The organism is Aminobacter aminovorans (genome assembly GCF_900445235.1).
Classification (GTDB): domain Bacteria; phylum Pseudomonadota; class Alphaproteobacteria; order Rhizobiales; family Rhizobiaceae; genus Aminobacter; species Aminobacter aminovorans.
Genome location: NZ_UFSM01000002.1, coordinates 214033 through 240240, shown reverse-complemented (window position 1 = coordinate 240240; position 26208 = coordinate 214033). Strand labels below are relative to the sequence as shown.

Sequence of the window (26208 nt, the reverse complement as noted above, 5' to 3'; positions counted from 1 at the left end):
TGATTTCTCATTGCATTTGACCGTTGTGCCATTAGCATTTCTCGCTAGCGGGGAGAGAATTCATGGCGATGCTGGAAATGATACCGGAACCGGAGCCACAACTCTACATTGACATAGGAAATGAGCGACCTATCGGCGCCGAAGAGCTTGGGTCGGTTTGTACGTGAGCTTGGCGCTGATTATCGCCGGACAACTGGTTCTACCCTCGTACTCTCCCGACTGGAACTTGGCTCGACACTCCTGGAATTCGTTGACCAGGTGGTTGCTGTCATCGCTGCGCCGCTGGTGATCATCGAAGCGGCTGAGCGCATGGGCCAGTTCTATAAATATCTGAAAGAGCAGCTAAAGGGTCCGGAGGTCACACAGGCAGCGCTGACTCCGCCGATGGACGCTTCGCCCGCGAGACTGCTGGAGATCGCTGCGAACAGCGGCGCGAACCTCAAGATCAGTAGGGGCAAGGGCAAAACCAAAGAGGTCATCGAGCTTACCCATACCGAGGTCTCGATGCGAAATGCGAACGCGAAGGCCAGAAAGAAGAACAAGTCCAAGGCCACCGCTGCACTATCTAAGCCGGCAGCGCCGTTTCAGATCGGTCATCTGTCGGAACGGCTGCGTACACAGGTCGCCGCTGCGCCCGAGCAGGTGGAGAGTCTTGTCGAGCTTTTTGTAGATTTCCTGAAGTCGAACGGAGGCGAGTACCAATTGCCCGCGTTAGCTCAAGACTTGGAGTCGCACAGCCTTTACCACATAGCCGCAGTGGTTCGTCGGCACATTAAGCCTGGACCGACGCAGCGGGTGACGACGTAAGAAACTGAATGGCGCATCGCCTCCCGCGGGCCGAACAGAAAATGCCGGGCAGAGAAGGACTTACCACTTCCCTTAGATCGGCGTGCGCCCGGAGCGCTTCCATCAAAACGGCGATGGCCTCAGCAACCAAGTGGTTGTTTCGGTCAGAGTCTTTGTCGCCTGACTTGCCGCCATGCACAAGATTGTTTCGGACGCGGCGCACAGAACCGAAAAGCGACTGAATGTCAGTCGGCGGTGCGGTTGCTTCCCAGTCAAGCGAGCTTCCATTCAGGATCTGCCTGGTGGGCGGCTTGCTAAGGATGGTTGGGGCAATGTTGTTTTCTCGAACGTGCTTCAAGAAATCGGACGTCAGTTCTTTGTTCGCGAACTCGTCCCATTTGGCTTCGACGGCTCCGCCAGCCCCCATCTTCCCATAGCTGATCTCCTTCAGCGCGTACTCGAACCGCGTTACCACGAGCACCAATTCCTCGCCGCGCGCGGGCACCCTGTTCGCCGCAGCCATGTCGATGGTTGGCGCTCCGCCTATTCCAGATTTCTCTGTCACTATTGCCCCTCAGCGACGGTTGCCCGTTATCGCTCCCAAATCAACTTATAGACTGTGGGGATACCGCCGCGACGGAGCGGAACCGTGGTGAGATGAACTCGATTGTCAGCGATGTGAAAGTGGCGAATTTGTTTAGATCCTATTTCATTTGGGTATGCGGAAACCTCGATCCGATGCACGATCGTACCGCCCACCAGCTCATAGGTTCCGGCATAGGCGATTATACTCGAATATGCCCCAGCTCGCTCCTCTACTGACGAGTCCAATCGGTCCCCGCTGAGTGTAGGGCGCTGGCCGTAGGCTATAATCACAGACATGCGCCCATCCGGAAGGTAGTGTATGAAGCCGACCGGGAAATGACCATAGGGATGTGCGTCATGGAGCTGATCGTCTCTCCAAGAGGAGACGGAGAGAAGGCGCCAGGTGCCAAGCAAATCCTCGAGCGTCGCTGTCGATGTGGCACACTGATCCATTCACTGATCCCCCAATGCCCGAAGAAGGGCACCATACTCGACAAGAAAAGTCTCGACCGTCGCTATCAGGAAGTTGAATTCCTCTGACGTCATAGGGAGGGAGAGGTTTATCATTCCTCGTCGGGCCACGTAGCAACCGCGACTGAGGAGGAACAGGTGAAAGAGTTGCTTCGCCAAGGCGTTGCTTTGCTCCACGTCGGCGACGCTGCGAATTGGCCTAGACGTGAAGTGCACATTGTTCAACGAACCGCAACCGACAAACTGCATCGGCACCCGATGGCGTTGTGTCAGTTCGTTGAGCCAGCCTCGCAGATTATCGCCTGCCTTGTTGAGGCGAGAGGCCCGGTCGACGGTATAGACCTTTCCCATCGCGGCCGCACCTGCAGCCATGGTCAGCGCATTGTTGTTGAAAGTGCCGGCATGCGACAGCGACCCCGCTTTGAATGGATTGTAGAGCTCCATGATGTCCTGGCGTCCACCGAAAGCACCGAACGGGAGGCCTCCAGCGCAATACTTGCCGATTGTCGTCATGTCAGGAATGACGCCCAGCGCCTCTTGCAGGCCGCCGGCAGACAAGCGTGAGGACATCACCTCATCGAATATCAGCAGGACGTTGCTTTCCGTGCAGGCGGTTCTCAATGCTCGCAAGAACTCGGGATCGCCCGAGATGCAGCCGGCAGATCCCTGAAAGGGCTCGACAAGAACTGCGGCCAGTTCATGCTTGTGCAGGTCGATCAGTTTGCAGGCGGCGCTGGCTTCATTGTACTCGGTGATAATGACGGGAAACGGCGCATTCTGCGAAACATCGCGAGTCTTGTAGATGAGCACGCCGCCGTGATAGCCGCCCCTGAACACCAATATTTTATTGCGCTTTGAAAAGATTCGGGCGGTCGCGATCGCCATGAGGTTCGCTTCGGTGCCGGAGTTGCAGAAGCGAAGCCGTTCAATCGATGGGAATCGCCGGCAAAGGATTTCGGCAAACTTTCGCTCATTGGCGATGTGCCCCCCGTGAACCCATCCGCCCTCAAGCGCCTCGAGCAGCGCCGCCTTGATCGTCGGATCCGAATGTCCGAACAGACCCGCCGAATATTCGCCGAGAAAATCAATGTATTCGTGCCCATCAATATCCCGGATGCGGCAGCCCTCACTCTTCTCCACTACGAATGGGAAGGGGGGAAAGAACAATACCGTCCTGCTGTTTCCGCCCGGCAGAGAATTGCTGGCGTGATGAATATGACTCTTACTCAGCGGACGTCGGGCCGCATAGGCATTTTCGAGAGCGGTGATCGCCGCTTTCATGTCGTGTGTGGTGCTGACTTCCATCGGGATGCCTCTTAACATTCGGGGTACGGAAAGAAGATCTTTGGTCTCCGGTCTCGCCAGGATGTCGCAGCCTCGAAAGCGCGTCCGATACGAAGCACGACTGGGTCGTCGAAGGGTTTTCCTGCGATTTGTATGGCCAGCGGTAGCCCCGCTTCGGAAAAGCCGCAGCAGAGCGACAGGGCGGGCATACCCGCGACGCTGAAAGGCGCCGAGAAGAGAGGCTTGTCGTAGGAGGCATACGGACTAACGGAGCTTATGCTCGGCGCCTCGGACCCCGTGATGGCGGTTACGACGGCGTCAAAGCCTTGAAGCGAATCGAGGAGTCGACGCTTGAGCAGTCGACGTTTCCTCTGCGCCTCAATGTAATCCGCCGCCGTGAAGACCGCTCCGAGTGCCATACGTTCAAGGAAAATGCTTCCGAGCTTTTCGGGAGACCCGACGAGCGACGTCCGATGCGCGGCAAAACCCTCCATCAGCATGATGGCGAGCATGCACGAAGAATAGTCGGAGAGCGGGTCGAGCCTGACTTCGCGAATGCTGGCGCCAAGCCCCGCAATGATCGAAATCGCGTCGTTCATCGCATGAGCGACATTCGATGCGACGGGCGTGTCCTCATCGAAATGGTGCCTGACGACACCGATCTTCAGCCCCTTCAGATCGCGGCAGTCCGTCGACGTATAGTTGAGTGCATCGACCTGAACGGAACCATGGTCGCCGGAATCATATCCGGCAATGCATTGCATGATTATGGCGCAGTCCTCGACGGTCCAGGCCATTGGCCCAACCGTGTCGAGTGTTTCGGCGAGCGGGACGATGCCGCGGCGCGAGACGAGGCCAAAGGTTGGCTTGAAGCCCGCTATTCCGCAATAGGCCGCCGGAAAGCGTATCGATCCGGCGGTGTCTGTGCCCAGACCCGCAAGGATCATGCCGGTAGCAGTCGCGACGGCGGAGCCACTGCTCGATCCCCCTGTGAAATGCTCGGGATTCCAGGGATTCCGGGCCGGCGGCCAAGGGAGATCGAAGGACGGGCCGCCCAGGGCGAATTCATGCGTCGTGACCTTGCCGAGGATAATTGCCCCGCAAGATCTGAGCTTGCTGGTAACAGCCGCGTCCTGTCGTGCGATGTTGTCCTTAAGCAGGAGCGAGCATGCCGTGGTCGCGACCGACTCGACGTCGATAATGTCCTTCAGACCAAGCGGAATGCCGTGTAGCGCCCCTCGATAGCGGCCTGACAGAATTTCGGCTTCGGCCTGGGCCGCCTCCCAAAGTGCCTGCTCCTCCATGAGCAGCACGAAAGCGTTCACACATGCATCGGATTGCCTAGCTCGCTCTATGCACAGGCGCGTCAGCTCGACGGGGGAAAGCTCTCTGCTCGCAATCAGCCGCGAGGCCTCTGAGATGGTCAACGCTGTGAAACTCACTCGTGCGATCCTTCGAACGAAGAGTCGGCAACCTGCTCCTCCCAGATCGACGCCCGCATCATCTGGATATAGCGCGTGTCACGATGGATCCGGCTTCTGCGATCACCCTCGAAATTGAGGCCCGCCGTCTTCATGAATGCATCGAAGACCTCCTCCGAAACCGGGGCGAAAGAGCCTGCGTTCGCGCCGGACGTCTCCCCCTCCCTTGCACTTGCGAGCCCGATAGGCCGCTCCCGATCCTGCATGTCTCTTCCTCCAGAATTGCCTCAAGGCTTCGCGAGCCGGAACCGCTAGTCGCAATCCGTAAGCGGCGTCCTATTGCCGGGTTTCTGCAGCAGGTTGACAACCCATATCATCAGAGCCGAAACGGCGCTCAGCAGAATGGCAAGCGCCACGATAGACGGGGTAAGCTGGTCTCGCAGGTCGCTGTAGAGCTGCCTGGGGATGGTGATCTGCCCCGGCCCCGTAAGAAACAGCGCAATGATCAATTCGTCGAAGCTCGTGACGAAGGCAAAGACCGCGCCGGCGAGAACGCCCGGTGAAATTAGGGGAAGCGTGATCTTGAGGAACGCTGTAACGGGCGCCGCCCCCAGGCTGGCGCCGGCACGAACGAGATTGAGGTCGAAGCCCTTGAGCGTCGCCGATACGGTCAGGAACACCATCGGCACCGCGATAACGGTATGCGCGATCACTACGGCCAGCAGGCTTCCGATCAGGCCTATCCGGGCCAGGGCGAAGTAGCTTGCCAATGCCACGATGACGACTGGCACGAGCGCTGGCGTGACAATGATACCGACCAGCAAGGGCTTGAGGCGGAACTCCACCGTGTTCAGCCCATAGGCGGCCAATGTTCCCAGGGTCGTGGCGATCATCGTCACCGAGACGGCGACAATGATGCTGTTCTTCAGAGCCAGCATCCAGGGATAGCTCGCCATCAGCGAGGCGAACCATTTCAGCGAAAAGCCGGTCGTGGGGTAGCCGAGAAAATTGCTCTCGCTGAAAGCTATGGGGAACACGACGAGCAGAGGCAGGACGAGGAAAAGCACGCCCAACCATCCGAGCAGCTTGAACAGCAGGCCTCCAAGTTGCGCGCCAGGACCGTCGATTCCATTGTTGATCCGCATCATCAGCCCCTACCGAGATTGAGTGACTTGCGGCGCAGAAGTGGCGCAGCGGCGAGAAACACGATGCCGATGCAGACCAAGAGCAGAATCGCGAGTGCGCTCGCCATGCCCCAGTTGCCGCGTCCGATAGCGAAATCCGCGATCAGCGCGCTGATCATCTGGTCCTTGTTGCCGCCGACCAGCGCCGGCGTGATGTAGAACCCGTTCGCCAGCACGAAGACCATCACCCAGCCGGCAACTACGCCCGGCATGGTGAGTGGCAGATACACGCTGAGAAATGTCCGAAAGGGTGTCGCGCCGAGCGATGCGGCAGCGCGCAGAAGAGACCTGTCCACGCCTTTCATCACCCCATAGAGCGGCAGGGCAAAAAACGGCAGAAGCACATGCGTCATGGCGACGATCACGCCTGTCCGATTGAAGATCAACTGCGCGGGATCGTGAAGCACACCGGACATGAGCAGCAAGCTGTTGGCGATGCCCTCCTTCTGCAGGAGAACGACCCAGGCCGCCGTCCGAACCAGCAGCGATGTCCAGAAGGACAGAAGCACAACCGAGACCAGTAGCTTCTGCACTCCCGACGACGCCTCGGCCATCAAGCGGGCCATCGGAAAGCCGATGAGTGTGCAAGCCAATGAGACGGTCAGGCTGATCGACAGCGTTCGTGCCAGGTAATCAAGGTAAACCCGCCGCTCTTTCGGCACGGATTGTACTGAGCCCTCCGCGGTCTTCTCGAGATCCAGAACCGATAGGACGTTACGAATGGTGAAGCGCGCCGATTCCCGGTTCAGGACGACCCAGAAACGCAGGTCGCCCCACCGCTTGTCAATGGCGAGCAGTGCCATGCGCGGATCAGCAGGCACGGCTTCCATCTTCCTGGCCGAAGACAGCAGGAGGCTTCGAAATCCACCCAGTTCGGAATTCAGCCGTGTCGCCAGTCGCGGCAGGTCGTTTCGTGACTTTGCATCCAGGATGTCGTTTGCCAAGGCGGCGAAAGCGGAGACATCCGGAAGGCTGGTTCCATCCCAGGCCGCGAGGGCCTGGGACGTGTTGCGCAGCGACGCGCTGACGTCGCCATTATCGACGGCCCGCCACAGCATCGAGGCCAGCGGCACCACGAAGGCAAGCAGCAGGAAGACCAGAAGAGGCCCTGCGACGGTCAGCGCACGCGCGATCTTTCGGCGCTGCCCCGCTCGCAGCCGGGCAGACAGAGCCTTCCCCGATGCCGATTCAAGTCTGTCGTCGCCCCGGTCGGCGATAAATTGAGAGACAGTCATCTCGGTCGATTTCGCGTGCACTTGAATTCTCACCAATGGTCTGGTCCACCGACGGTCGGACACCGGTCAATTCGCGCTCGACCAAGCATTCCAACGTTCGGTGAGTTCCTCGTCGTGATCAAGCCAAAAGGCCATTGCCTCGTCGCTGCCGGCGAAGAGACCGCCTGCCATCTTGTCGCCGAGAGGCAGATTGGCCTGGCCGTCCGCAGGAATGAAGTCGGTCGCCTTCTGGTTGGGCACGCCATATCCAACGCGTTCTGCCAGCGCCGCTTCCCGCTTCGGGTCGATGTAGAAATTCAGGAACTTGTAGCCGGCATCCTGGTGTTCAGAATTTGCGAGGACGACCCACTGGTCCATGTCGTAGGTGAACCGGTTCCACACGGCGCCGATGGGCTGACCGTTCTTCACCGCGCCGTCCACGCGGCCGTTATAGGCGATCGCCATCACGACGTCGCCAGAGGTCAGCCATTGGATCGGCTGCGCGCCAGATTCCCAGAACTGCAGCGTCGGCTTGATCTGGTCGAGCTTGGCAAAGGCGCGATCGACACCGGCCGGATCCGACAGAACCTCATAGACATTGGTCGGCTCAACGCCGTCGGCAAGGAGGGCGAGTTCTAGATTGTACTTCGGGCCTTTTCTCATACCGCGCTTACCGGGCCATTTGGCGGCGTCCCAGAAGTCCGCCAGCCCGGTGGGCTTTTCGCTTATCTTGTCATTGTTGAAGGCGAGAACATGTCCGGCGATCACCGCGCCTAGACCACAAGTACTGGCCGCGCCCTTCACGAGATCGCCACGTTGCGCGATCTTGTTCCAATCCAACTTGAGAAACGTGCCGTCCTCGCAGCCCTTAAAAAGCTCGGTCGTCTCGACCTGAACAACGTCCCAGTTGTAGACACCTGTCGACTTCATCGCCTCGAACTGGGCCCAGCCACCGAGATAGGTATCTTCGAGGAACGTCACGCCCTCGGCCTTGCCGAAGGGCGTGAAGAAGATCTCCCTCAAGCCATCCTGGTAGGCGCCGCCCCACGAGGCGATTGTGAAATCGCGCGCGGCCGCCCCTATGGGAGCCGCGAGACCGGCGCTTGCAACGACTGCAGCAAGCATGATTGTTCTCAAGTTCATTCTCATTCCCCTCTCATGTTTGTATTTGGTTTGGCGTCACACTCAGTGCATTGGATCCAATGCCCGGCAGTGCTCGGCTTTCCAGCCCACCAAAATCTCAAGCTCCGGTCGAAGCGACGAATCGACATTGCCGATCGGCAGCTTAGCGAAGAAGTCGTGGTTTCCGCACACGCTCATCCGAACCCGGACGTGATCGCCGAGATAGATCAGCTCTCGAACCGTGGCCGGAACAACATTTCTCACCGATGAGCCGGGATTGATCGATATGCGTTCGGGTCGTATCGACAGGGTGGTCTTGCTTCCGGCCGCAAGCGGGGTGTCGGCCGACGCTGTGAGGCGGGTTCCGTTGCCGAGAAGAACGACGAAGTCGCCGTCGACACCATGATCTACCACGCCGTCCAGCCGGTTGTTCTCGCCGATGAAGTTTGCGACGAACGATGTTCCGGGCCGCTCGTAGATGTCTTCCGGAACCGCGATCTGCTGTATCTTTCCTTCGTGGAAAACCGCGACGCGGCTAGACATGGTCAAGGCTTCGCCCTGGTCATGGGTGACATAGACAATCGTGATGCCGAGCCTCTGATGCAGCCGCTTTATCTCGATCTGCATGTGTTCGCGCAGTTGCTTGTCGAGGGCGCCGAGCGGCTCGTCCATGAGGACGACTTCGGGCTCGAACACGAGCGCCCTGGCGAGCGCAACGCGCTGCTGCTGGCCACCGGACAACTGTCGGGGATAGCGAGCCCCGATATTCGGCAGATTGACCATTTCCAGCGCCCGCCTGACCTGGATGGCGACATCCGACTTGCCGACCCTCCTCTGCTGCAAGGGAAAGGCAATGTTCTGCGCGACCGACAGATGCGGGAAGAGCGCGTAGTTCTGAAACACGACGCCCATGCCTCGCCTGTACGGCGGAACATCCAGCAGCGAGCGACCATGCATGCGAATGTCACCGGACGTCGGCCCCTCAAATCCCGCCAGCATCATCAAGGTGGTGGTCTTGCCGGATCCCGACGGCCCCAGGAGGGAGAGAAAGCTGCCGCGCTCGATGCAGAGATCGAGGCTGTCCACGACCTTCGTGTGTCCGTCATAGGTCTTCTCGACCCCGTGAAACTGGATGATCTCTTCCGCTAACGATGCCATTTGGCGGCCTTTATTTTTGATAGTTCCCCTAGACGAACGCCCACATCCGAGCCTCCGACGACTGCAATCTGGCAGAAGCGGTAGTTGTCGTCAACGCAAAATGACGACTGACTCATTCGTCATTTTATGTTGACAGCGATTGCTTCAAATCTTAGTCCTTGCCCCAGCAGACCAGCAGAAGGGACTTGGGGAGGGATCATGCCTTACAGCAATTACAGGGAATTGATCGTGGATGTGGATGATCGCATCGCCACGGTCACCATGAACAGGCCCGAGAAGCTCAACGCCGTGAGCAAGGCCATGCACGGCGAACTCGCGACCATCTTCCAGGATCTGAATTCAGACGCCGCCGTGGATGTGATCATCCTTACCGGCGCCGGACGGGCATTCTCGGCGGGCGGCGATGTCGCATGGTTTCAGGAGATGATCGACGACCCTGACGAGTTTGACAGAACCGCCAAGGAGGGCAAGCAGATCATCTTTTCTCTTCTGGACTGCGAGAAGCCGGTCATTGCCAAGATCAACGGCCATGCGATGGGCCTGGGCGCCACGCTCGCGCTATTTTGCGACGTCATTTTCGCGGCGAATACGGCCAAGATCGGCGACCCGCATGTCAGCGTCGGTTTCGTGGCGGGCGACGGCGGCGCCGTGATCTGGCCGCAGCTCATCGGATATGCGCGCGCCAAGGAATATCTGATGACCGGCGATCCGTTGAAGGCGCCGGAGGCCGCGCGCATCGGCCTCATCAATCACGCCGTGGCCGATGACGAACTCGAAGAGCATGTCGCCCGGTTTGCCCGCCGGCTATGCTCGGGCGCGACGAAGGCCATCCGCTGGACCAAGGTTTGCGCGAACATCGGCTTGAAACAGCTCGCCCATTCAATGATGGACGCGTGTCTTTCCTACGAAGCCCTGTCCAATCGAACCGTCGATCACCAGGAGGCCGTCAACGCGTTCCGGCAAGGCCGCGAACCTCACTTTGTCGGGCACTGAGCGCAGCACACGAGGAAGCAATATGGACTTTAGCGAACCCGAACACCTGAGAATGCTGCGCGATTCGCTACGAAAATTCGTGGCGCAGAAAATGCCGCGGGCCGAGGCGGCCAGATGGGACAAGGAAAACTTCTTCCCGGTAGACGCTTTCGAAAGCCTCGCCGAACTCGGCGTCATAGGGCTGACCGTCCCCGAGGAACACGGCGGAATCGGCCGTGACATTCTCTCCACCATGGTCGTCATTGAGGAACTCTCAAAGCGAAGCCTCGCGGTCGCGGTGCCCTATATCATGGCGGCCTGCTATGCTGGAATGAATATAGTCGAATGCGGGTCGGATACGCAGAAGCAGACGCTGCTGCCCAAGGTCGCTGCGGGCAAGCTTCTGTTCGCCTACGGCTGGACCGAACCGGACATCGGCGCGGACTTGGCGAGCGTCAAGTCGACAGCCGTCAGGGATGGCGATGAGCTGGTGATCAATGGCGAGAAGCGTTTCTGCTCCGGCGCCGCATTCTGTGATTTCATCTATGCGCTGGTTCGAACCGGCGCGCCCGAAAACCGATACGACAATCTGTCCCTGGTTCTGATTCCTTCCGCAGCACCAGGTGTGAGTATCCGCTCGATCGATGCTCTCGGGATGAAGGGGGCAGCAACCACCGATGTCGGTCTCCTGAATGTCAGGGTGCCGGTGAAGAACGTCGTCGGCGAGGAGGCCGGGTGGAACAGGGGATGGTCGATGATCACCGGATCCGGCCTCGATGTCGAGAAGCTTGAAGTGGCGGCGATGAGTCTGGGGATAGCGACGGCTGCATTCGAGGATGCTTGGAACTACAGCAGCGAGCGTCAGCAGTTCGGGAAAAGCATCGCCACGTATCAGTCCATCCGGCACAAGCTCGCGGACATGCAGACTCAGCTGCATGGCGCTCGGCTGATGCTGTACCATGCGGCTTGGCTGGCCGACAAAGGCGAGAGATGCGGGGTGGAAACGTCGATGACAAAGCTATTCGTTACCGAGACCGCCAAGTCCGTCGCATTGGAATGCCAGACGATTCTGGGAGCATACGGCTATGTCAAGGAATTTGACATGGAGCGCTATGTCCGCGATGCCCTGCTGATGCCAATCATCGGAGGATCGTCGGCAATTCAGCGCAACAACATCGTCAATTGGTCAGGTTTGGCCAAGGCCTGAGCAAAGCAATTGGGAGGAGAGCAGATGCCCAGTCCTCAGATTCTCGACGGAGGGCCACTGAAGGCGCCGCCAAGGACCAGCCGCTATGCCGAATGGCGCGACCAAACCGTCGTCGATATTCTGAAAGGCGAACTGCTGGCCGACCGGGACCGCGCATTGCTGATCGACGCGGATTTCGAACTAACGGTGGGTGAGCTTCATTCGCAAAGCGAGCGGCTTGCGAAATGGATGGCTGGCCGCGGCGTAGGGGTCGGCGATGTCGTCAGCTATCAGTTGCCGAACTGGTGGGAAGTTCTCGTAATCGACACGGCCATCGCCATGATTGGCGCCGTGGCTAACCCGATCCTTATGATCTACCGGGATGCCGAAGTCGAGTTCATTCTGCGTGACGCGTGTTCCAAGCTCATCTTCATAGCGGAATCATTCCGCAGTGCGCGCAATCTCGAAATGATGATGCGCCTTAGGCCACGAGTTCCAGGCCTCTTGGACGTCGTTTTGGTGCGCGGCGCAGGCGAACTTGAATATTCTGCCATCGTGGCCTCGCAGACTGGCCCTTTCCATGCCGTCTCCCTGTCGGCTGACGCGCCCCGGCTGCTGATGTACACGTCGGGCACGACGGGCCGGGCGAAAGGCGTGATTCACAGCCACAACACGCTGGACTCCGAAATCAACACGGCCGCTAGGATCTGGGGATTGGGCCGTGGCTCCATCATGCTGATGCCGTCGCCGCTAGCCCACATCACAGGCTACCTCTATGGAATGGGCTTCCCCACGATCGTCGGCATGACGACGATTCTCATGGAGACATGGGATGCCACCAGGGCAGCGGACCTGATCGAGCGCCATAGTGTGAACGCCATGGTGGCGGCGACCCCATTCCTGAAAGAACTGACTGACGAGGCCCAGGTCGCGCGCCGTCGCCTTCCGTCGCTGCGCATCTTCGCCTGCGGTGGAGCGCCCGTCCCGCCTGAGTTGGTGCGCCGGGCGACGGCTGCTTTGGAAAACTGCAATGTGTTCAGGGTCTATGGTAGCACGGAGGCCCCGACGATCACGCTCGGGGCAGCTGTCCGCGGATCCGACGTTGCCGCGGAAACCGACGGCTATGTCGTCGGTCATGATGTGAAGGTCGTGGACGAGGCCGGCCAGCCGCAGGGACCGGAGATCGAAGGCGAAATTCTCACGCGGGGCCCAGAATTAATGATCGGCTATCGCCGTACCGAAGACGATGCCGACGCGTTCGACGCCGAGGGATATTTTCGGACGGGGGATCTCGGCATCCTAAGGGCGGATGGCGCGCTGGTCATCACGGGCCGGCGCAAGGATCTCATCATCCGAGGCGGCGAGAACATCAGCGCCAAAGAATTGGAGGATGCTCTCTATGAGCACGGGGCGATTGCGGAAGTTGCAATCGTGTCGATGCCCCATGACCGATTGGGCGAAGGTGTCTGTTGCTTCGCCGTCCTTGCAAGCGGCCATTCAATATCTCTGGCTGACATGGTGGCCTATCTTGATCGTAGAGGTTTTGCGCGGCAGAAGTTCCCCGAGAGATTGGAGATCGTTGCCGCATTGCCGCGAACGGCGTCAGGGAAGGTTCAGAAGTTCGTCCTGAGAAGTCAGATTGCCGACGCCATCCAACGCGAGCGTCTGGCGACTGGGGCAATTGGAACCACATAAAGACAGAAACGGAATAAGTGATGTCCAAGGCCAGCACAGTGACCCCCAGCCGACGCAAGGAGCGCAAGACCCTTGCCGAGAAGGCCGACGAGAAGCGCCGCGGCCTGCTGCGCGCGGCAGCGCAGCTGGTGGGAGAATTCGGTTACGCGGGCACGAGTATCTCGCGCATCGCTGAACGTGCCGGTTTCGCTCAGGGAACCTTCTATCTCTATTTCGAGGATCGTCAGGACCTTTTCGATCAGCTGCTTCCGACTGTTGGCGCAGGGATGCTAGACTATGTCACCAAAGCGGTCCGGGGCTCGAAGGACATATTCGAGGTGGAAGAGAGGGGGTTCAGGGCCTTTTTTTCCTATCTGGTCGAGAACCCGGAATTCTTCAGAATCCTGCATGAGGCGGACGTCGCGGCGCCGAAAGCCTTCGAGATTCACTTCGATCTGTTGGCACGCCGATATCTCTCCGCTATGAAGCGCGCCCTGGAACGGGGCCAAATCAAGGACTACACCCTGCCGGAGCTGGAGGTGGTGGTCTATATGCTGTTCGCCGCGCGCGACTACATCTACCTCAAATTCATGCGCGGCGCGACCGCCCCTCAGCCGCTCCCGGATTGGGTGGTATCGACATATCTGCGGTTCATTCGCTACGGCCTGGCCGGCGAGCCGAAGTCGTGAACCGGGCTTGTCGCAAAGGTAGGTTTGAGCCGCGCATCTTCCTGAACGGGGCGCATTTCACGCTTTGTTAACCTTCTGAAGTCCGAGGAGGCGCGCGAACAGATCGTTCTGATCGTTGATGGTCCACTCGAGGGAAAAGCCAAAGCCCATCTTCAACCAGAGCATGGCTTCGGAACCGGCGACCGTTCGCCGCGCTGTGTTGGAGGATTTGCTACCGATCTACGGCGGGGCGCGTGGCCTGATGCAAATCAGGCCCAACACCTGGGATGAACGCGCGCTCGATGGCCGCTCGGACAGGAACCGTTCGATCCGCGCGACAACATCCTGGCGGGCACCGCCTATCTGCGCGAGCTGCACGATCGCATTGGGTCGCCGGGTTTCCTCGCCGCACATAATGCGGCCCCGGCGCGCTACGAAGCCTATCTCGCAGGCCACCCCCTGCCGGCCGAAACCCTTATTTTGTCGCAACACTTTCCCCTCTGATCGACGGCGGTTTACTCACCAAGCGGGCGTCTACGCCTGTGACTCCTGTTATCGCGGAAACGTTGCCGTGGCGCTGCTCGCCGCATTTCGTCCAGGCCCCCGCTCGCACTGAGCCGACGCAGCCCGAGCGCGAGAATAGTGCAGCTGCGGAGCGCTCCGTTGTGCCCGATGCCTTTGCCATTGCGCCGCGCTCGAATGGCCTCTTCACCGCGCGTACTGCCACGGGAGCCTCGCAATGGCATCCGCTTTCAGGAATTGGCATAAGCCCGACGAATGACCGATATTAGGCGCGAAGCGGTCGTCCAACGGCGGCAGAGCTCGTACCTTTTTGGAACCCCCGGGTTTCGTTGGGGGCAAAAGTCCGCTACCGGAGCGCGGTAGCCGGGTACTCTCCAGAGGTATTGTGATGACTGAAGTATTGCTAAAGCCCAATAGTCAGCTGATTGAGCTCACTGCCGATATTGTGGCCGCCTATGTTTCGAACAATCCCGTCCCGGCCGGAGAACTGCCTGGCTTGATTGCGCAGATCCATTCCAGCATCAGTACGCTCGGCACTCCGGCGACGACGGTGGAAGAGCGGCTAACACCCCGGATGCCTATCAAGAAGACTGTCACGGACGGTTACCTCATCAGCCTGGAAGACGGCAAAAAGTATCAAACCCTGAAGCGGCATCTTGGTAATTTGGGGCTCACCCCTGAACAATACCGTTCCAAGTGGTCCCTGCCCTCCGACTACCCCATGGTGGCTCCCGGATATTCGGCAAGGCGCTCGGAGCTGGCGAAGCAGCTTGGCCTCGGTCGAAAGCCCGCCGATAAGAAGCCTGTGAAAAAAGCTGGAAGGAAGAGCAAGGCGTAGTCAGACCGCCAAGATACCACTCTGGTTCCAGCGGCGGTACCAGCAGGAAATTTCCGTTCGAGATTTTTGGTTCGAGTACAGGTCTACGAGAAGCGGCCGGCGCAGGCGCCCGATTAAGATTATCAGCGCTGAATGCCCAGACATTTGCTAGTTGCGGCAGCTCTGCGCCAGACACGCTAGCGTTGGTTGACGTTGCGTTAGCTGTGTCTAATTTGCGCTCAGGCTCCTGCCGCCTCCCCAAGGCAATACATGAGCTTAGCGCCAGCTGCGGCTCACCCCCACCCGCCCAGCTGCAGTTGGCGCGCCCTCCGGACGAGGTGAGCCGCTTGGTAAGTCCCATCCGAGTCTAACCAACGATACTCGCGGCTTGCTGTCGCTTGGCCAGTGGGACGCTGCTTAGTGTCCGTCAAATTTTCGCACGCCGGACAAGGCGCACACCTGCTCCACCGCCGTTTTCGGGGATGAATGTGATACCGGCGTTCACCAGCGCATTGATTATCTTTGCAATGGTGTCAGGGCGACCACCAAAAATGCCATCCTCAGCTTCCAAACGAGCAATAGTCGGCTCGGAAACCGCAGAATGATTGGCAAGATCTGTCTGAGACCAGCCGAGGAGCGCCCTCGCCGCCTTCACCTGTCGAGTAGTGATTGATAGATTTTCTATTGACATTCAAATGGGCTTGTTGATATTTTTTCTATTAATTCTCTGAGGCCGACTCGATGCAGAGCCGGCTACTCAGAGCGGCTGACCGTGATGCGCGAACATCTTGGCCAGCCTGACCAAACCCAAGCTGGTTGGAGCTCGGATCATGGCTGATTCCGACAATACCACAGCTTTGCCTTTCGTCACCCAAGGGGGACGAAGGAAGAGCTGTGCTGTGGATGACGATACGAGAGGTGGCGCCACGATGACTGGCGCTACGCCCATTGAGCGCTTCGCCGCGCGTTTGCTTGTGCCCATCGACCCATGCGTGGTCCTTCTCCAAGAATGGGAACAGGCACATCACATGGCCGTGGTTTTGTGCCGGCTGCAGCAGCGTCTGGAGATAAGGATCAGGAACGCCCTGAGGGCTTCTGAACCAAGCGGTGGAGCTGAGAACGACCAGCAGAACGCACCGCAGCCAGCGGATAACCAGACACGTTGGAACGAGCTCGACCACGAGGTCGGATACTCACGAGCCCGTGCTGCCGAGGCACAGGCCGTTGAGGCTGAAGAAGAGATCCTCGACGCTGTTGCCGCCACTGCCGCCCAATCACTGGCCGGGGTGATCGCCAAACTGAAGATCATCGTCGGCGGTGGCGAGAACATGGGCGACACATCGGCATTTCCCTGGCCGCAAATTCAGTCGGTCCTGGCGGATCTCCAGGCATTGGGCGAAAGCGGCGCAGACGCGCTGCCGGCGGATAGCCGGCGCCAGCCCGCCGGGGATCGCGGCCGGGACGGCGAGACTAACCGCCTTCGCGCATCCATGCCGGACGGCACCATAGCCCGCGAAAGCCAGCCACGGCGAAGCTGAACACTGCAGGGTTGCGGGAGGCGGGATTGCGATGCCACGCGCGGCCACGCATCAGGCGTGCCCTGGAGCCGCGGCTGGGCAGGCACCTTTTACAACAATGGGAGAGAGAGAATGACCTTCAGAAGTTCTGTGAGCCTGCGGCTTGCATTCATGTGGGGCGGTTTGCTTGCGCTGATCGTTGCCTTGCCGGGTGGTCCGGCCTTAGCCGAGACGACTAAGGAGCGTGTGCTGCGCGAGGGCAAGATCGTCATCGGCATTCACAACCGGACACCATGGGGCTTTCGCGATGAAGCCACCGGCGAGGCCAAGGGATGGCACCCGGACCTGTTGCGGGCAGCCTTCTCTGAACTTGGCGTCAAGGAGCTCGACATCAGGGTCACCGAGTTCGGCGCCCTGATCCCGGGGCTGCTGGCGGGCCGCTTCGATGCGGTGGCGTCGGGTCTGTCCATCACGCCGGAGCGCTGCCGGCAGGTTGCCTTCGGCGCACCCGATCTCAAGGTCCACGACGCAGCCATCGTGCTCACTGGTAATCCAAAACAGATCCATGGCTTTGACGATATCGTCAGCCAGAAGATCATCATGGGTGCCGGCCGCGGCAGCGTGTCGGTCAGGAATGCGACCGTAGCCGGCGTGCCGGAAAGCAACATGCTGCTGTTCCCCGACATCGAGGCCAACATCTCGGCCCTGCGCGCCGGCCGCATCGATGTGACGGTGCTGTCATCGCCAACCGTGATCGGGCTGCTGGCCAGCGGCAAGCTGAAGGGCCTGGAGAGTGCCAGCCCCTTCGTCACGACAGACGAGCAGGCCACCTATGCCGCTGTCGCCTTCCGCAGCGAAGACGGGGATTTGCGGGCACTGTGGGATGAAAGGCTTCTGGCACTGACAAAGGACGGCACGGTTGGCAAGGTCATGGCCAGATATGGCTTTGGCGAGACCGAGGTCGTGCCTGATACCGTCACCGTCGAGAAGCTCTGCGGCACGGCTGGTGCCGGCAAATGACCATGCTCGAGATCTGGCTCGGCATCCTGCAGGGCTTTCGCGTCACCGCTTTGGTGACGCTCTATGGCCTGGTCTTTGCCATCCCCTTCGGCCTCATCTTTGGAGTTGCCCAATACATGACCACGGGCCCGGCACGGTTCGTGGTGACGTCGGTCATCGAGTTCTGGCGCAGCTCCGCCGTCATCATCCTGCTCTTCGTGTTCTATTACGCCTTGCCCCTGGCCGGACTGGCGCTGTCGGCAATGACGGTCAGTGCCATGGTGCTGGGGCTCAACATTGGCGGTTATGCCAGCCAGGCGGTGAGAGCCGGCCTGCAGGCATTGGACCGTGGCCAGAAAGAAGCTGGCCAGGCACTGGGGCTATCGCGGTCCACCATCCTGTTGCGCATCGAACTGCCGCAGGCGCTGGTGGCGATGAGCCCGACCTTCATCAACCAGCTCATCCAGCTGGTGAAGGCGACATCGCTTGTCTCGCTGGTGACGCTGACCGACATGACCTTCCGCGCCAAGGAGATCTCGCAGATCGAGTATGACCCGGTGCCGATCTACAGCTCGCTGCTGCTCGCCTATTTCATCGTCTGCTATCCGGTCGCACTGTTCGGCCGCTGGGTGGAACGACGCATCAACCCGGCAAGGGAGGCGCGTTGTGGCGTTTGATGTGGCCTTTGCGCTGTCGACTGTGCCGACCATCCTTGGCGCCATCGGCATGACGCTGCTGGTGGCAGCAGTCAGCTGCGTTGGCGCCTCGGCAATCGGCTTTGGCCTTGAACTCATCCGCCGCTCGGGCGGGCTGGGAGGGCTGTTCGTCCGCTTCCTGATCGACTTCATCAGGGCGACACCAGTGCTGGTCTGGCTCTACTGCCTGTATTTCATTCTGCCCTTTTACGGCATTCGCCTTGGTGCGCTTGCCACAGGCATGATCGGGCTCAGCCTCTATTACAGCGGTTATCTCGCCGAGGTGTTCAAGGCCGGCATCGATGCCATCCCCAACGGCCAGGCGGAAGCCGCAAGGGCGCTTGGGATCGGCAGGATGGATATGACCATCTTTGTCATCGCGCCGCAGATGCTGCGCAACATTGCAGCACCCATGGGCAATTACTTCGTCTCCATCCTCAAGGCGACGCCCTATCTGGCCGTGCTTGCGGTGCCGGAGATGCTCGGCCGTGCCTTCGACGTTGCTTCCGAGACCTACCGCTATGCCGAGCCGCTGACGGTCGCCGGCCTCATCTTCCTCGGTCTCGCGCTCGTCATCTCGCAAGCCATCAAACGGCTGGAACACAGGCTGCTTCGGCCGACAGCGAGGTAGGCGGCCGGCCGCTTACCTCAACGGCTGATCCCACCCTCACAAATCCAGACACTTAGCTCGCTATCTTCGAGCTGTTATAGAGATGCTTCATGACCCTCACAGACGACAAACCAGCCGTCCAGATCACCTCGCTCAACAAGTGGTATGGCGCCTTCCATGTGTTGAAGGAGGTCAACCTCACCATCCCAAGCGGTTCCCGCGTCGTGATCTGCGGACCCTCCGGTTCGGGCAAGTCGACCTTGATCCGCTGCCTCAACGGGCTTGAAGCCTACCAGCAGGGAACCGTGACACTGGGCACGGTCCGGCTGGGCGACAATGCCAGGGAGACGGCCCTCGCCCGTCGCCAGACCGGCATGGTGTTCCAGAGCTTCAACCTGTTTCCGCATCTGACTGTGTTGTCGAACTGCACGCTTGCGCTGCGCCGAGTTCTTTCCATGCCGCGCAAGGAGGCTGAGAGCCTGGCACGGCATTTTCTGGAAAAGGTCCGCATTCCCGAACAGGCCGACAAATACCCCGCACAATTGTCAGGTGGACAGCAGCAGCGGGTGGCGATTGCGCGCGCGCTGTGCATGAACCCGCGCCTGATGCTGTTCGACGAGCCAACGTCCGCGCTCGATCCCGAAATGGTCAAGGAGGTGCTCGATGTCATGACCGGGCTGGCCCAGGAAGGCATGACGATGATCTGCGTCACCCATGAGATGGGCTTTGCCCGCGAGGTTGCCGACCAGGTCGTATTCATGGATCAGGGCAGCATTGTCGAACAGGCCTCGCCGATGACGTTCTTTTCGACGCCCAGTCATCCCCGCGCCCAGTCCTTCCTCAACACGCTGCTGCATTGAGAGGACGGATCGGTGGCGAACGACACACGCATCTGGACGGACATCGATTTTGACAAGGACGGCAAGCAAATCTCCTGCCTGCGTTTGCCGTTCTCAAGCGATCGTTCGGCCTATGGCACTATCCCCATCCCGATCGTCTGCATCAGGAATGGTGCCGGGCCAACCGCACTGCTGGTCGCCGGCAATCATGGCGATGAGTATGAGGGCCAGGTGGCGCTCAGCAAGCTCGCCCGGCAGTTCGATGCAAACGAGCTCCGCGGCCGCATCATCATCCTGCCGGCATTGAACTATCCCGCGGTCGACGCAGGCAGGCGCGTTTCGCCGCTCGATCAGGGCAATCTCAACCGGATGTTTCCCGGCGACGCCAATGGCTCACCGACTGACATGATCGCCCATTATGTCTCAGAGGTGCTGCTGCCGCTCGCCGATATCGTCATCGACCTGCATTCCGGTGGCACCTCGTTGCTCTATCTCCCCTGCTGCCTGATCCGCCTCGGCAAGACCGGAGCCGAGACGGCAAAACTCATCGAGCTCATGCATGTCTTCGGCGCTCCCATCGGCTCGATCAGCGACGGTTCGGGCGGCGGTGGCGCCACAACCCTGTCGGCGACAGCGCAGGCGCTCGGCATTCCTGCCCTGACGACCGAACTCGGTGGCGGGGCGTCTCTGTCTCGGCCGGGCGAAATGCTCGCCCGAAACGGGATGCTGCGGGTGCTGAAACATCTGGGCATCCTTCCCGACGCCGTCGTCGAGCCGGCTGGGCCAACACGATCCATGCGGGTCGATGGCAGGCAGGCCTTCACCTATGCGCCGGTCAGGGGAATCTTCGAGCCTGCCGTGACCGTGGGAGACGAGGTTCTAGCTGGAGATCTTGCCGGCACAATCCATCCGATCGCTGGGCCGTCGGAGCCTGCCAGGTCGGTGCAGTTCGCGCAGTCCGGTCTCGTTGCCTGCCAACGGGCTCCCGCACTAACCGAGCCAGGAGATTGCCTGTTCAAGCTTGTAGTGGACGTAGCCTAAGCCCGCTGGATCAAATTCAGTCTCATGCCGGGGCTCTCTGAAGAGGATACGGCCGCGCTTCCGAAGCGTCTGGGAGTTATTGCAGAAATCGGCATGTTATCTTATGTGTAGACAATACGCTTGCGTGGTTTGAAGAGCATTTACAATGGGGTTGCCGGGACGTTGATGGACCAAGAAACCAACACTGAACTGGCCGACACGATCGAGCTGGACGGCAATGGTCCGATCTACAGGCAGATCGAACGCGCGGTCCGTGCCGAGATCATGAGCGGGCGGTGGCCCGCCGGTCACCGCATCCCTTCCGAGCATACGCTGCTGGAAAAATTCTCGACAACCCGGGCAACCGTCAGCAAGGCGCTGTCCAAGCTTACCGAAGCAGGACTTCTGGAACGACGGCGCAAGCAGGGAACACGCGTTGCGCAAACCACTGAATCGCATGCGGTGATCGGCTATCTCGATATCAGGCAAGACATCGAAGCCAAGGGCAGGACCTATGCTTACCGGGTGGTAGGCTCGTCCATCATCACAGCCGGCGCTGACACATCTGTCTGGCCGGAGGTGGAAGCGGGCACGCCCTTGCTGCGCCTTCATGCGGTGCATAGCGGTTTCGGCAAGCCCGAAGTGCTGGAGGAACGGCTCATCAGTTTGCAGGCTGCCCCGGATGCGGTGGATGCGGATTTTGAGGCCGAAACGCCGAACATCTGGTTGCTTGCAAGGCTTCCATGCACGCGGCTTCGACACACCATCCGCGCCGAGATCGCAACCGCAGCACAAGCTGCGCAACTCGGCGTCGCGGCCAACGCACCGCTGCTGGTGTCGCTTCGCCAGACATGGGCTGACGCCATGCCGGTCACCTGGGTAAAATTGATCTACCCTGCCGACCGCAACGAGTTTGTGGGCGAATTCAACCCGCTTCAACCGTGAGCACAACAGATCAGATGGACGGCGCGTCGGTGGACGTCAAAGAGCTGGCCCGCAGAAACCGGCAAGCCATCTTCAATCAGATCGGCGACAGCAGCGTCGTGTTGGTCGCCGCCCAGCCGCACCATGTTTTTTACTGCAGCGGCTATAAAAGCATGGGTTTTGACACCAGCTGGCTGCTCAAGATGGCGGTGGTCTTCGTTGCAGATGACTGGATCCTCGTCGGACCAAAAGCCGACCTCTGGTCCGCCGCCGAGACCGTCGGCAAGGATTTGCGGTACTTTTGCTATGGCAACTTCTTCTTCGACGACCAGGAACTGCGCGAACGCAAAGGCACTAATGTCGTTGAGTTCGCAACGTTCGATGAGGCTGTTTCCGCTGCCGTCGCGCAATTGGCCGGCGGCAGGCATAAGCTCGGCATCGACAGCGTGGATGGAGCCTCCCACACACTCGTTTCGGCACAAGGGCTGCAACTGATCGACGCGCGCGCGACCGCGGCATTTTTCCGCGATGCCCGCTCGGTCAAGAACCCGCTCGAGATAAGCCTTCTGCGCAGTGCATCCGACTTGACTGAAGTCGCTCTGGGCAACGCCCTGCGCGATGCCAAGGCAGGCATGACGGAATACGAGCTTGCCGCCAGAATATCCGCCGAAATGATCTCGCAAGGCGGCTTGCCCGGCTTCGTGGTCGTCACCTCAGGAGAGCGCAGCGCCCTTGCCGATGCCTATCCGACCCGGCGGCGGATCGGTGCCAACGACATCGTGCGCATCGATGTCGGCGCCACCTTCGGCGGCTATTGGTCAGACACGGCGCGAACCGCCTTCGTCGGAGAGCCGGGCAAGGATGTGCTCTCAGCCTTTGCGGCGACGTCGATGGGCCACCGTAAAGCCTCTGACATGGTCGCTCCGGGGATGACCACAGATGCGCTCTTTCATGAGGCCGTGGCAGCCGTCCGCCAGGGCGGGCTGCCACAATACAAGCGTCACCATGTCGGGCATGGCCTCGGCATCGAGAGCCATGAATACCCGACAATCGCGGCCTCGAACCCCGTCACGCTGCTGGAAGGCATGGTGGTCAATATCGAGGCGCCTTACTACCGCCCCGGCTGGGGCGGCATGATGAGCGAGGACACCTTCCTGGTGACCGCAACGGGCGCGGAAGCGCTGACCAGACTCGACCGCGGGTTGTTTGTCATACCTGCGTAACTTTCTGCCCGCCCCGGCCAAGAACGATGTGCGCCGCTTCGACGAAACGATCGATCTCTTCGAGACTGTTCGACAGGCCCGGCGACACATGGATGCCCTTCAACGAGGGGTCTTCATCCATTGCAAACGACAAGACGTTGATCTTGAATTCATCGAGCAGCGCCTTGGCAAACTGTCCATGATCAATGCCGTCGAGCACGAATGCGCCAAAGCCGGTGCCCGGCTCGGCGTCGATGTCGGTCAGCATCGTGACCTTCTCATGCCTGCTCAGCGGGATCATCCAGCGGTTGCGCATATAGCGCAGCCGCGCGGCCTTCTCTTCCTGACCGATCTGAAGGTTGAACGCCAATGCATCGGGAATTGACGCCGGCAGCGCCTTGAACACCGACCCGACCTCCTCGAACTTCTCGATCGAGTCCGCCGGTTTGTTCGACCAGCTTGCCCACATCGGCCAGACGTCGGCGATCTTGTCGCGCCTGACATAGAGAAAACCCGTACCGCGCGGCCCGTACATCCATTTGTGAAGACAGGTCGCGAAAGCATCGCAGCCGAGCTCGTCGAGACGAAAGCAGATATGCCCAGCCGAATGGGCGCCATCGACGAAGCTGAAAATACCCTTGGCGCGCGCCAGTTCGGCCAAAGCCTTCACAGGCAGGACCTGGCCGGTACGGACGACGACATGGGGAAATGTGATCAGCCGCGTGCGCTCGGTAATGGCGTCCGAAAAGGCTTTGACGAACTCGGCGTCGCTGCCGCGACCGAAGGGAAGATCGACGAGCTTGAGCACGATGCCGTCGCGTTCGACGCGCTGCCGCAAGATCGCAAGGTTTGAATCGTAGCAGTATTTCGTCGCAATGACTTCGTCGCCTGGCTTCAGCGTCACGCCATTCAGGACGGTGGCGATGCCTTCCATGGCATTGCGCGTCAGCGCGATCTCGTCGGCACCGCCGCCGAAATAGTCGGCCAGCATCTGCCTGATCATAAGCGAGGAGCCACTTTCCTTGAGGTCCCGAAACGGCTCGTATTCATCGAGCTCATAGGAAAGCGACAGGTCGACGAGCGACCTGACCCGGTCGCGCACTTCGAGCGGCGACGACCCGCGCCGGGTGTTGACCAGCTGGGTGTGGGTGTACATCGGCTCCATGGTCTTGCGCACCTCGCCCCAGAATTCTTCGTTGTCGGGCGCATTCTTCAGCGAGCTCGCATGAGCTGTGTCACGGTTCAAAAACATCCTGGATGCCTCCGTCGTTCGGACTGAATCAGTGTCGGTGTTGTTGCCGGCGCCTAGGCCGACAATTGCTGTGGCAGGCGTTGCGGCTCGGGCCGCGGCACGACCTCGGTTGCCCTGATCTGGGAGGCAATTATGCATGCCGCGCCGTGGCCGGGACCAACCCAGACCGTCGGCGGCTCGGCTGCAGCGCATGCCTCCATCGCGCTCGGGCACCGCGTTCGAAACCGGCAGCCGGATGGCGGATTGGTCGGGCTCGGAATGTCCCCCAGCAATGCCGGAACCTCGCGGTTGGCCTCGATGCGCGGATCGGCACTCGGAATCGAGGCAAGCAGGGCGCGCGTATAGGGATGGGTCGGCCTTTCGTAGACATCGAGCGAGGTCCCCTGCTCGACGATCTTTCCGAGGTACATCACATAGACCCGCGATGCGGCCTGACGCACGAGCGCCAGGTCATGGGCGATGAAAAGACAGGCGACGCCCAGATCCTTCTGCAGGGTCAGGAACAGGTTCATGACCTGGGAGCGGATCGACAGGTCGAGTGCGCTGACCGGCTCATCGCAGATCAGAACGCGCGGCTCTACCGCAAGGGAGCGGGCTATCGCCACGCGCTGGCGCTGGCCGCCGGACAGTTCGCGGGGATAACGTTCCGCCACCGTGTCGGGCAACCCGACCTGGTCGAGCAACTCGTGAACCCGCCGGCGCTGCCGTGCCCTGTCGTGAATCCCGATGATCACCAGCGCTTCGGTTATCGCCTCGCCGATCGTTTGCCGATCGTTGAGCGAGGCATAAGGATCCTGGAACACATACTGGATCGCTCGTCGGGTCTCGCGCAGCTTGCGCCCGCCAAGGCCGCTCAGATCGATATCATCGAGCAGGATACGGCCGCTTTGCGGACGTTCCAGCCCGACGATCGAGCGCCCCAGCGTCGACTTTCCGCAACCGGATTCGCCGACCAGGCCAACGATTTCTCCGGGACGGAGTTCGATGCTCACGCCATCGACCGCCTTGACCCATTTGCCGCGTTTGACGCTCTTGAACCTCGTGACGAGGTTTTCGACGCGCAGGACTGACTTAGTGCTGGACATACGCGCCCCCGTGATTGTGCTTGTTGATGATCGGGCACGCGGCTGAAACCAGCGGCTGAACTGTCGACACCAGCGCTGGGCGATTGATGTGGCAGCTTTCGATTGCCGCGTGGCAGCGAGGCGCAAAGGCGCATCCCGGGATAGGTGCGCCCAATATCGGGGGTGCGCCCGGCAACCCGCGAAACAGTGAGCCGGGCGCATCGTCGGCACGCGGAATGGCATCGATCAGACCCATCGTGTAGGGATGGCGCGGTTCGACCAGAACGTCCCCGACGGGCCCGTATTCGGCAACCCGGCCGGCATACATGACGGCAACACGCGAGGCGATGCCGGCCACTACGCCCATGTCGTGCGTGATGAGCACGATGGCCATGTTCAGCCGCTTCTGCAGGTCCTTCAGCAAGGCGATGATCTGCGCCTGCACGGTGACGTCGAGAGCGGTGGTCGGCTCGTCGGCGATCAACAGCTTCGGCTCGGCGGCAACGGCAATGGCGATCATCACGCGCTGGCGAAGCCCGCCTGACAGTTCGTGCGGGTATTGTTTCAACCGCGCATCGGGGTCGGACATCCTGACCAGCTTGAGCAGGTCAAGCGCCCTGCTTTCGGCCTGGTTGGAGCTCAAGCCCATATGCAGTTCGGCCACCTCGGCAATCTGTCTGCCGATGGTGCGAGCAGGATTAAGCGCGCTCATTGGATCCTGGAAGATCGTTCCTATCGATCCGCCGCGCAGCTTTCGCAATGCTGGTTCGGCGATGCCGACCAGTTCGGTGTCGTTGAACAGGATCGAGCCGCTCAGGTCGACATTGACGCCCGTCGGCATCAGGCCGAGAGGGGCAAAGTTCAACACCGTCTTGCCGCTGCCACTCTCGCCGACGATGGCGAGCGTTTCGCCAGCAGCGACAGAGTAGCTGACCCCGTCGACCGGCCGGATGACCGACCGCTGGGTGAACAGATCCACACAGAGATCCGAAACCCTCAGGATTTCCTTCGAAGCCATCCGG

General features: G+C 60.2%; 28 protein-coding genes and 1 pseudogene. 15 read left to right on the top strand and 14 right to left on the bottom strand.

What is annotated here, in order from left to right:
- The first annotated feature begins 120 nt into the window (after positions 1 to 120).
- A complete protein-coding gene (locus DY201_RS25690) occupies positions 121 to 807 on the top strand; it encodes a hypothetical protein (protein ID WP_115734156.1) in 687 nt (228 codons plus the stop codon).
- On the opposite strand, the gene DY201_RS25685 is transcribed toward DY201_RS25690, so the two are convergent.
- Genes DY201_RS25685 through DY201_RS25645 form a run of 9 tightly spaced genes read right to left on the bottom strand, consistent with a single transcriptional unit; the run spans position 773 to position 9225 of the window.
- Positions 773 to 1351 (bottom strand): hypothetical protein, encoded by a 579-nt coding sequence (locus tag DY201_RS25685; RefSeq protein WP_131922401.1) that lies wholly within the window; start codon positions 1349 to 1351, stop codon positions 773 to 775. The two genes, DY201_RS25690 and DY201_RS25685, sit on opposite strands and share 35 nt — an antisense overlap.
- 26 nt (positions 1352 to 1377) lie before the next feature.
- Complete coding sequence (locus tag DY201_RS29885; RefSeq protein ID WP_115734154.1) at positions 1378 to 1824, bottom strand: lipocalin-like domain-containing protein; 447 nt, start codon at positions 1822 to 1824, stop codon at positions 1378 to 1380.
- Positions 1825 to 3147 carry an aspartate aminotransferase family protein gene (locus tag DY201_RS25675; RefSeq protein ID WP_165916008.1) on the bottom strand — a complete coding sequence of 441 codons (1323 nt, stop codon included), beginning with the start codon at positions 3145 to 3147 and terminating at the stop codon, positions 1825 to 1827.
- 11 nt (positions 3148 to 3158) lie between these two features.
- Entirely contained in the window at positions 3159 to 4568 is a 1410-nt protein-coding gene (locus DY201_RS25670) for an amidase (protein WP_165916009.1), read from the bottom strand.
- On the bottom strand, positions 4565 to 4813 hold the full coding sequence (locus DY201_RS29205) for a hypothetical protein (RefSeq protein ID WP_115734151.1): 249 nt from the start codon (positions 4811 to 4813) through the stop codon (positions 4565 to 4567). Before DY201_RS29205 ends, DY201_RS25670 begins: the two co-directional genes overlap by 4 nt.
- Before the next feature lie 45 nt (positions 4814 to 4858).
- Positions 4859 to 5692 carry an ABC transporter permease gene (locus DY201_RS25660; RefSeq protein ID WP_115734316.1) on the bottom strand — a complete coding sequence of 278 codons (834 nt, stop codon included), beginning with the start codon at positions 5690 to 5692 and terminating at the stop codon, positions 4859 to 4861.
- 2 nt (positions 5693 to 5694) lie between these two features.
- Positions 5695 to 6987: an ABC transporter permease gene (locus DY201_RS25655; protein WP_245432170.1), complete on the bottom strand. Its 1293-nt coding sequence runs from the start codon at positions 6985 to 6987 to the stop codon at positions 5695 to 5697.
- A 45-nt stretch (positions 6988 to 7032) separates the two neighbouring features.
- Complete coding sequence (locus DY201_RS25650; protein WP_165916010.1) at positions 7033 to 8070, bottom strand: ABC transporter substrate-binding protein; 1038 nt, start codon at positions 8068 to 8070, stop codon at positions 7033 to 7035.
- Positions 8071 to 8130: 60 nt separating this feature from the next.
- On the bottom strand, positions 8131 to 9225 hold the full coding sequence (locus DY201_RS25645) for an ABC transporter ATP-binding protein (RefSeq protein ID WP_115734148.1): 1095 nt from the start codon (positions 9223 to 9225) through the stop codon (positions 8131 to 8133).
- A gap of 198 nt (positions 9226 to 9423) precedes the next feature.
- Between DY201_RS25645 and DY201_RS25640 the strand changes: the two genes are divergently transcribed.
- From DY201_RS25640 to DY201_RS25625, 4 genes are read left to right on the top strand one after another with little or no spacing between them, the layout of a single operon-like run.
- Positions 9424 to 10218: an enoyl-CoA hydratase/isomerase family protein gene (locus DY201_RS25640; protein WP_115734147.1), complete on the top strand. Its 795-nt coding sequence runs from the start codon at positions 9424 to 9426 to the stop codon at positions 10216 to 10218.
- 22 nt (positions 10219 to 10240) lie between these two features.
- On the top strand, positions 10241 to 11404 hold the full coding sequence (locus tag DY201_RS25635; protein WP_115734146.1) for an acyl-CoA dehydrogenase family protein: 1164 nt from the start codon (positions 10241 to 10243) through the stop codon (positions 11402 to 11404).
- 24 nt (positions 11405 to 11428) lie between these two features.
- The gene (locus DY201_RS25630) at positions 11429 to 13078 is read left to right on the top strand and encodes an AMP-binding protein (protein ID WP_115734145.1); all 1650 of its coding nucleotides are present in this window, start codon (positions 11429 to 11431) and stop codon (positions 13076 to 13078) included.
- A gap of 20 nt (positions 13079 to 13098) precedes the next feature.
- Positions 13099 to 13746, top strand: coding sequence for a TetR/AcrR family transcriptional regulator (locus DY201_RS25625; RefSeq protein ID WP_115734144.1), 648 nt, complete (start codon positions 13099 to 13101; stop codon positions 13744 to 13746).
- A 57-nt stretch (positions 13747 to 13803) separates the two neighbouring features.
- Here DY201_RS25625 and DY201_RS25620 read toward each other — a convergent pair.
- Positions 13804 to 13962, bottom strand: a pseudogene (locus DY201_RS25620) (IS6 family transposase); the annotation flags it as partial.
- A 105-nt stretch (positions 13963 to 14067) separates the two neighbouring features.
- Between DY201_RS25620 and DY201_RS29790 the strand changes: the two are divergent.
- Together DY201_RS29790 and DY201_RS25610 are read left to right on the top strand one after the other, a co-directional pair.
- Positions 14068 to 14229: a lysozyme family protein gene (locus tag DY201_RS29790; RefSeq protein ID WP_342635227.1), complete on the top strand. Its 162-nt coding sequence runs from the start codon at positions 14068 to 14070 to the stop codon at positions 14227 to 14229.
- 406 nt (positions 14230 to 14635) lie between these two features.
- Positions 14636 to 15085: a Ros/MucR family transcriptional regulator gene (locus tag DY201_RS25610; protein WP_115734143.1), complete on the top strand. Its 450-nt coding sequence runs from the start codon at positions 14636 to 14638 to the stop codon at positions 15083 to 15085.
- A 406-nt stretch (positions 15086 to 15491) separates the two neighbouring features.
- Here the strand turns inward: DY201_RS25610 and DY201_RS25605 are convergent, their stop codons facing one another.
- Positions 15492 to 15755, bottom strand: coding sequence for a helix-turn-helix domain-containing protein (locus DY201_RS25605; RefSeq protein ID WP_115734142.1), 264 nt, complete (start codon positions 15753 to 15755; stop codon positions 15492 to 15494).
- Between the two features lie 139 nt (positions 15756 to 15894).
- Here DY201_RS25605 and DY201_RS25600 point away from each other — a divergent pair, with 139 nt between their 5' ends.
- From DY201_RS25600 to DY201_RS25565, 8 genes are all read left to right on the top strand, one after another.
- The gene (locus DY201_RS25600; RefSeq protein ID WP_147297343.1) at positions 15895 to 16602 is read left to right on the top strand and encodes a hypothetical protein; all 708 of its coding nucleotides are present in this window, start codon (positions 15895 to 15897) and stop codon (positions 16600 to 16602) included.
- A gap of 111 nt (positions 16603 to 16713) precedes the next feature.
- A complete protein-coding gene (locus tag DY201_RS25595; RefSeq protein WP_115734140.1) occupies positions 16714 to 17601 on the top strand; it encodes a transporter substrate-binding domain-containing protein in 888 nt (295 codons plus the stop codon).
- Entirely contained in the window at positions 17598 to 18257 is a 660-nt protein-coding gene (locus DY201_RS25590; RefSeq protein ID WP_115734139.1) for an amino acid ABC transporter permease, read from the top strand. The genes DY201_RS25595 and DY201_RS25590 overlap by 4 nt, the downstream gene beginning before the upstream one ends.
- Positions 18247 to 18906 (top strand): amino acid ABC transporter permease, encoded by a 660-nt coding sequence (locus tag DY201_RS25585; protein ID WP_115734138.1) that lies wholly within the window; start codon positions 18247 to 18249, stop codon positions 18904 to 18906. The genes DY201_RS25590 and DY201_RS25585 overlap by 11 nt, the downstream gene beginning before the upstream one ends.
- Before the next feature lie 89 nt (positions 18907 to 18995).
- Positions 18996 to 19745, top strand: coding sequence for an amino acid ABC transporter ATP-binding protein (locus DY201_RS25580; protein ID WP_115734137.1), 750 nt, complete (start codon positions 18996 to 18998; stop codon positions 19743 to 19745).
- 12 nt (positions 19746 to 19757) lie between these two features.
- Positions 19758 to 20765 (top strand): succinylglutamate desuccinylase/aspartoacylase family protein, encoded by a 1008-nt coding sequence (locus DY201_RS25575; RefSeq protein WP_115734136.1) that lies wholly within the window; start codon positions 19758 to 19760, stop codon positions 20763 to 20765.
- 120 nt (positions 20766 to 20885) lie between these two features.
- On the top strand, positions 20886 to 21689 hold the full coding sequence (locus tag DY201_RS25570; protein WP_131922514.1) for a histidine utilization transcriptional repressor HutC: 804 nt from the start codon (positions 20886 to 20888) through the stop codon (positions 21687 to 21689).
- A gap of 14 nt (positions 21690 to 21703) precedes the next feature.
- Positions 21704 to 22891, top strand: coding sequence for a M24 family metallopeptidase (locus tag DY201_RS25565; protein ID WP_115734134.1), 1188 nt, complete (start codon positions 21704 to 21706; stop codon positions 22889 to 22891).
- On the opposite strand, the gene DY201_RS25560 is transcribed toward DY201_RS25565, so the two are convergent.
- From DY201_RS25560 to DY201_RS25550, 3 genes are read right to left on the bottom strand one after another with little or no spacing between them, the layout of a single operon-like run.
- Positions 22878 to 24122 carry an aminotransferase class V-fold PLP-dependent enzyme gene (locus tag DY201_RS25560; RefSeq protein ID WP_165916134.1) on the bottom strand — a complete coding sequence of 415 codons (1245 nt, stop codon included), beginning with the start codon at positions 24120 to 24122 and terminating at the stop codon, positions 22878 to 22880. The genes DY201_RS25565 and DY201_RS25560 overlap by 14 nt on opposite strands.
- 53 nt (positions 24123 to 24175) lie before the next feature.
- A complete protein-coding gene (locus DY201_RS25555) occupies positions 24176 to 25207 on the bottom strand; it encodes an ABC transporter ATP-binding protein (protein WP_115734315.1) in 1032 nt (343 codons plus the stop codon).
- The gene (locus DY201_RS25550) at positions 25194 to 26204 is read right to left on the bottom strand and encodes an ABC transporter ATP-binding protein (RefSeq protein WP_115734132.1); all 1011 of its coding nucleotides are present in this window, start codon (positions 26202 to 26204) and stop codon (positions 25194 to 25196) included. Before DY201_RS25550 ends, DY201_RS25555 begins: the two co-directional genes overlap by 14 nt.
- Between the last annotated feature and the right edge of the window lie 4 nt (positions 26205 to 26208).

Excerpts from the sequence above, each read along its gene's own strand:
- DY201_RS25690 (WP_115734156.1), top strand. The coding sequence starts at position 121 with ATGAGCGACCTATCGGCGCCGAAGAGCTTGGGTCGGTTTGTACGTGAG.
- DY201_RS29885 (WP_115734154.1), bottom strand. The coding sequence starts at position 1,824 with ATGGATCAGTGTGCCACATCGACAGCGACGCTCGAGGATTTGCTTGGC.
- DY201_RS25675 (WP_165916008.1), bottom strand. The coding sequence starts at position 3,147 with ATGGAAGTCAGCACCACACACGACATGAAAGCGGCGATCACCGCTCTC.
- DY201_RS29205 (WP_115734151.1), bottom strand. The coding sequence starts at position 4,813 with ATGCAGGATCGGGAGCGGCCTATCGGGCTCGCAAGTGCAAGGGAGGGG.
- DY201_RS25660 (WP_115734316.1), bottom strand. The coding sequence starts at position 5,692 with ATGCGGATCAACAATGGAATCGACGGTCCTGGCGCGCAACTTGGAGGC.
- DY201_RS25650 (WP_165916010.1), bottom strand. The coding sequence starts at position 8,070 with ATGCTTGCTGCAGTCGTTGCAAGCGCCGGTCTCGCGGCTCCCATAGGG.
- DY201_RS25645 (WP_115734148.1), bottom strand. The coding sequence starts at position 9,225 with ATGGCATCGTTAGCGGAAGAGATCATCCAGTTTCACGGGGTCGAGAAG.
- DY201_RS25640 (WP_115734147.1), top strand. The coding sequence starts at position 9,424 with ATGCCTTACAGCAATTACAGGGAATTGATCGTGGATGTGGATGATCGC.
- DY201_RS25635 (WP_115734146.1), top strand. The coding sequence starts at position 10,241 with ATGGACTTTAGCGAACCCGAACACCTGAGAATGCTGCGCGATTCGCTA.
- DY201_RS25630 (WP_115734145.1), top strand. The coding sequence starts at position 11,429 with ATGCCCAGTCCTCAGATTCTCGACGGAGGGCCACTGAAGGCGCCGCCA.
- DY201_RS25625 (WP_115734144.1), top strand. The coding sequence starts at position 13,099 with ATGTCCAAGGCCAGCACAGTGACCCCCAGCCGACGCAAGGAGCGCAAG.
- DY201_RS25610 (WP_115734143.1), top strand. The coding sequence starts at position 14,636 with ATGACTGAAGTATTGCTAAAGCCCAATAGTCAGCTGATTGAGCTCACT.
- DY201_RS25605 (WP_115734142.1), bottom strand. The coding sequence starts at position 15,755 with ATGTCAATAGAAAATCTATCAATCACTACTCGACAGGTGAAGGCGGCG.
- DY201_RS25600 (WP_147297343.1), top strand. The coding sequence starts at position 15,895 with ATGGCTGATTCCGACAATACCACAGCTTTGCCTTTCGTCACCCAAGGG.
- DY201_RS25595 (WP_115734140.1), top strand. The coding sequence starts at position 16,714 with ATGACCTTCAGAAGTTCTGTGAGCCTGCGGCTTGCATTCATGTGGGGC.
- DY201_RS25590 (WP_115734139.1), top strand. The coding sequence starts at position 17,598 with ATGACCATGCTCGAGATCTGGCTCGGCATCCTGCAGGGCTTTCGCGTC.
- DY201_RS25580 (WP_115734137.1), top strand. The coding sequence starts at position 18,996 with ATGACCCTCACAGACGACAAACCAGCCGTCCAGATCACCTCGCTCAAC.
- DY201_RS25565 (WP_115734134.1), top strand. The coding sequence starts at position 21,704 with ATGGACGGCGCGTCGGTGGACGTCAAAGAGCTGGCCCGCAGAAACCGG.
- DY201_RS25560 (WP_165916134.1), bottom strand. The coding sequence starts at position 24,122 with ATGTTTTTGAACCGTGACACAGCTCATGCGAGCTCGCTGAAGAATGCG.
- DY201_RS25555 (WP_115734315.1), bottom strand. The coding sequence starts at position 25,207 with ATGTCCAGCACTAAGTCAGTCCTGCGCGTCGAAAACCTCGTCACGAGG.
- DY201_RS25550 (WP_115734132.1), bottom strand. The coding sequence starts at position 26,204 with ATGGCTTCGAAGGAAATCCTGAGGGTTTCGGATCTCTGTGTGGATCTG.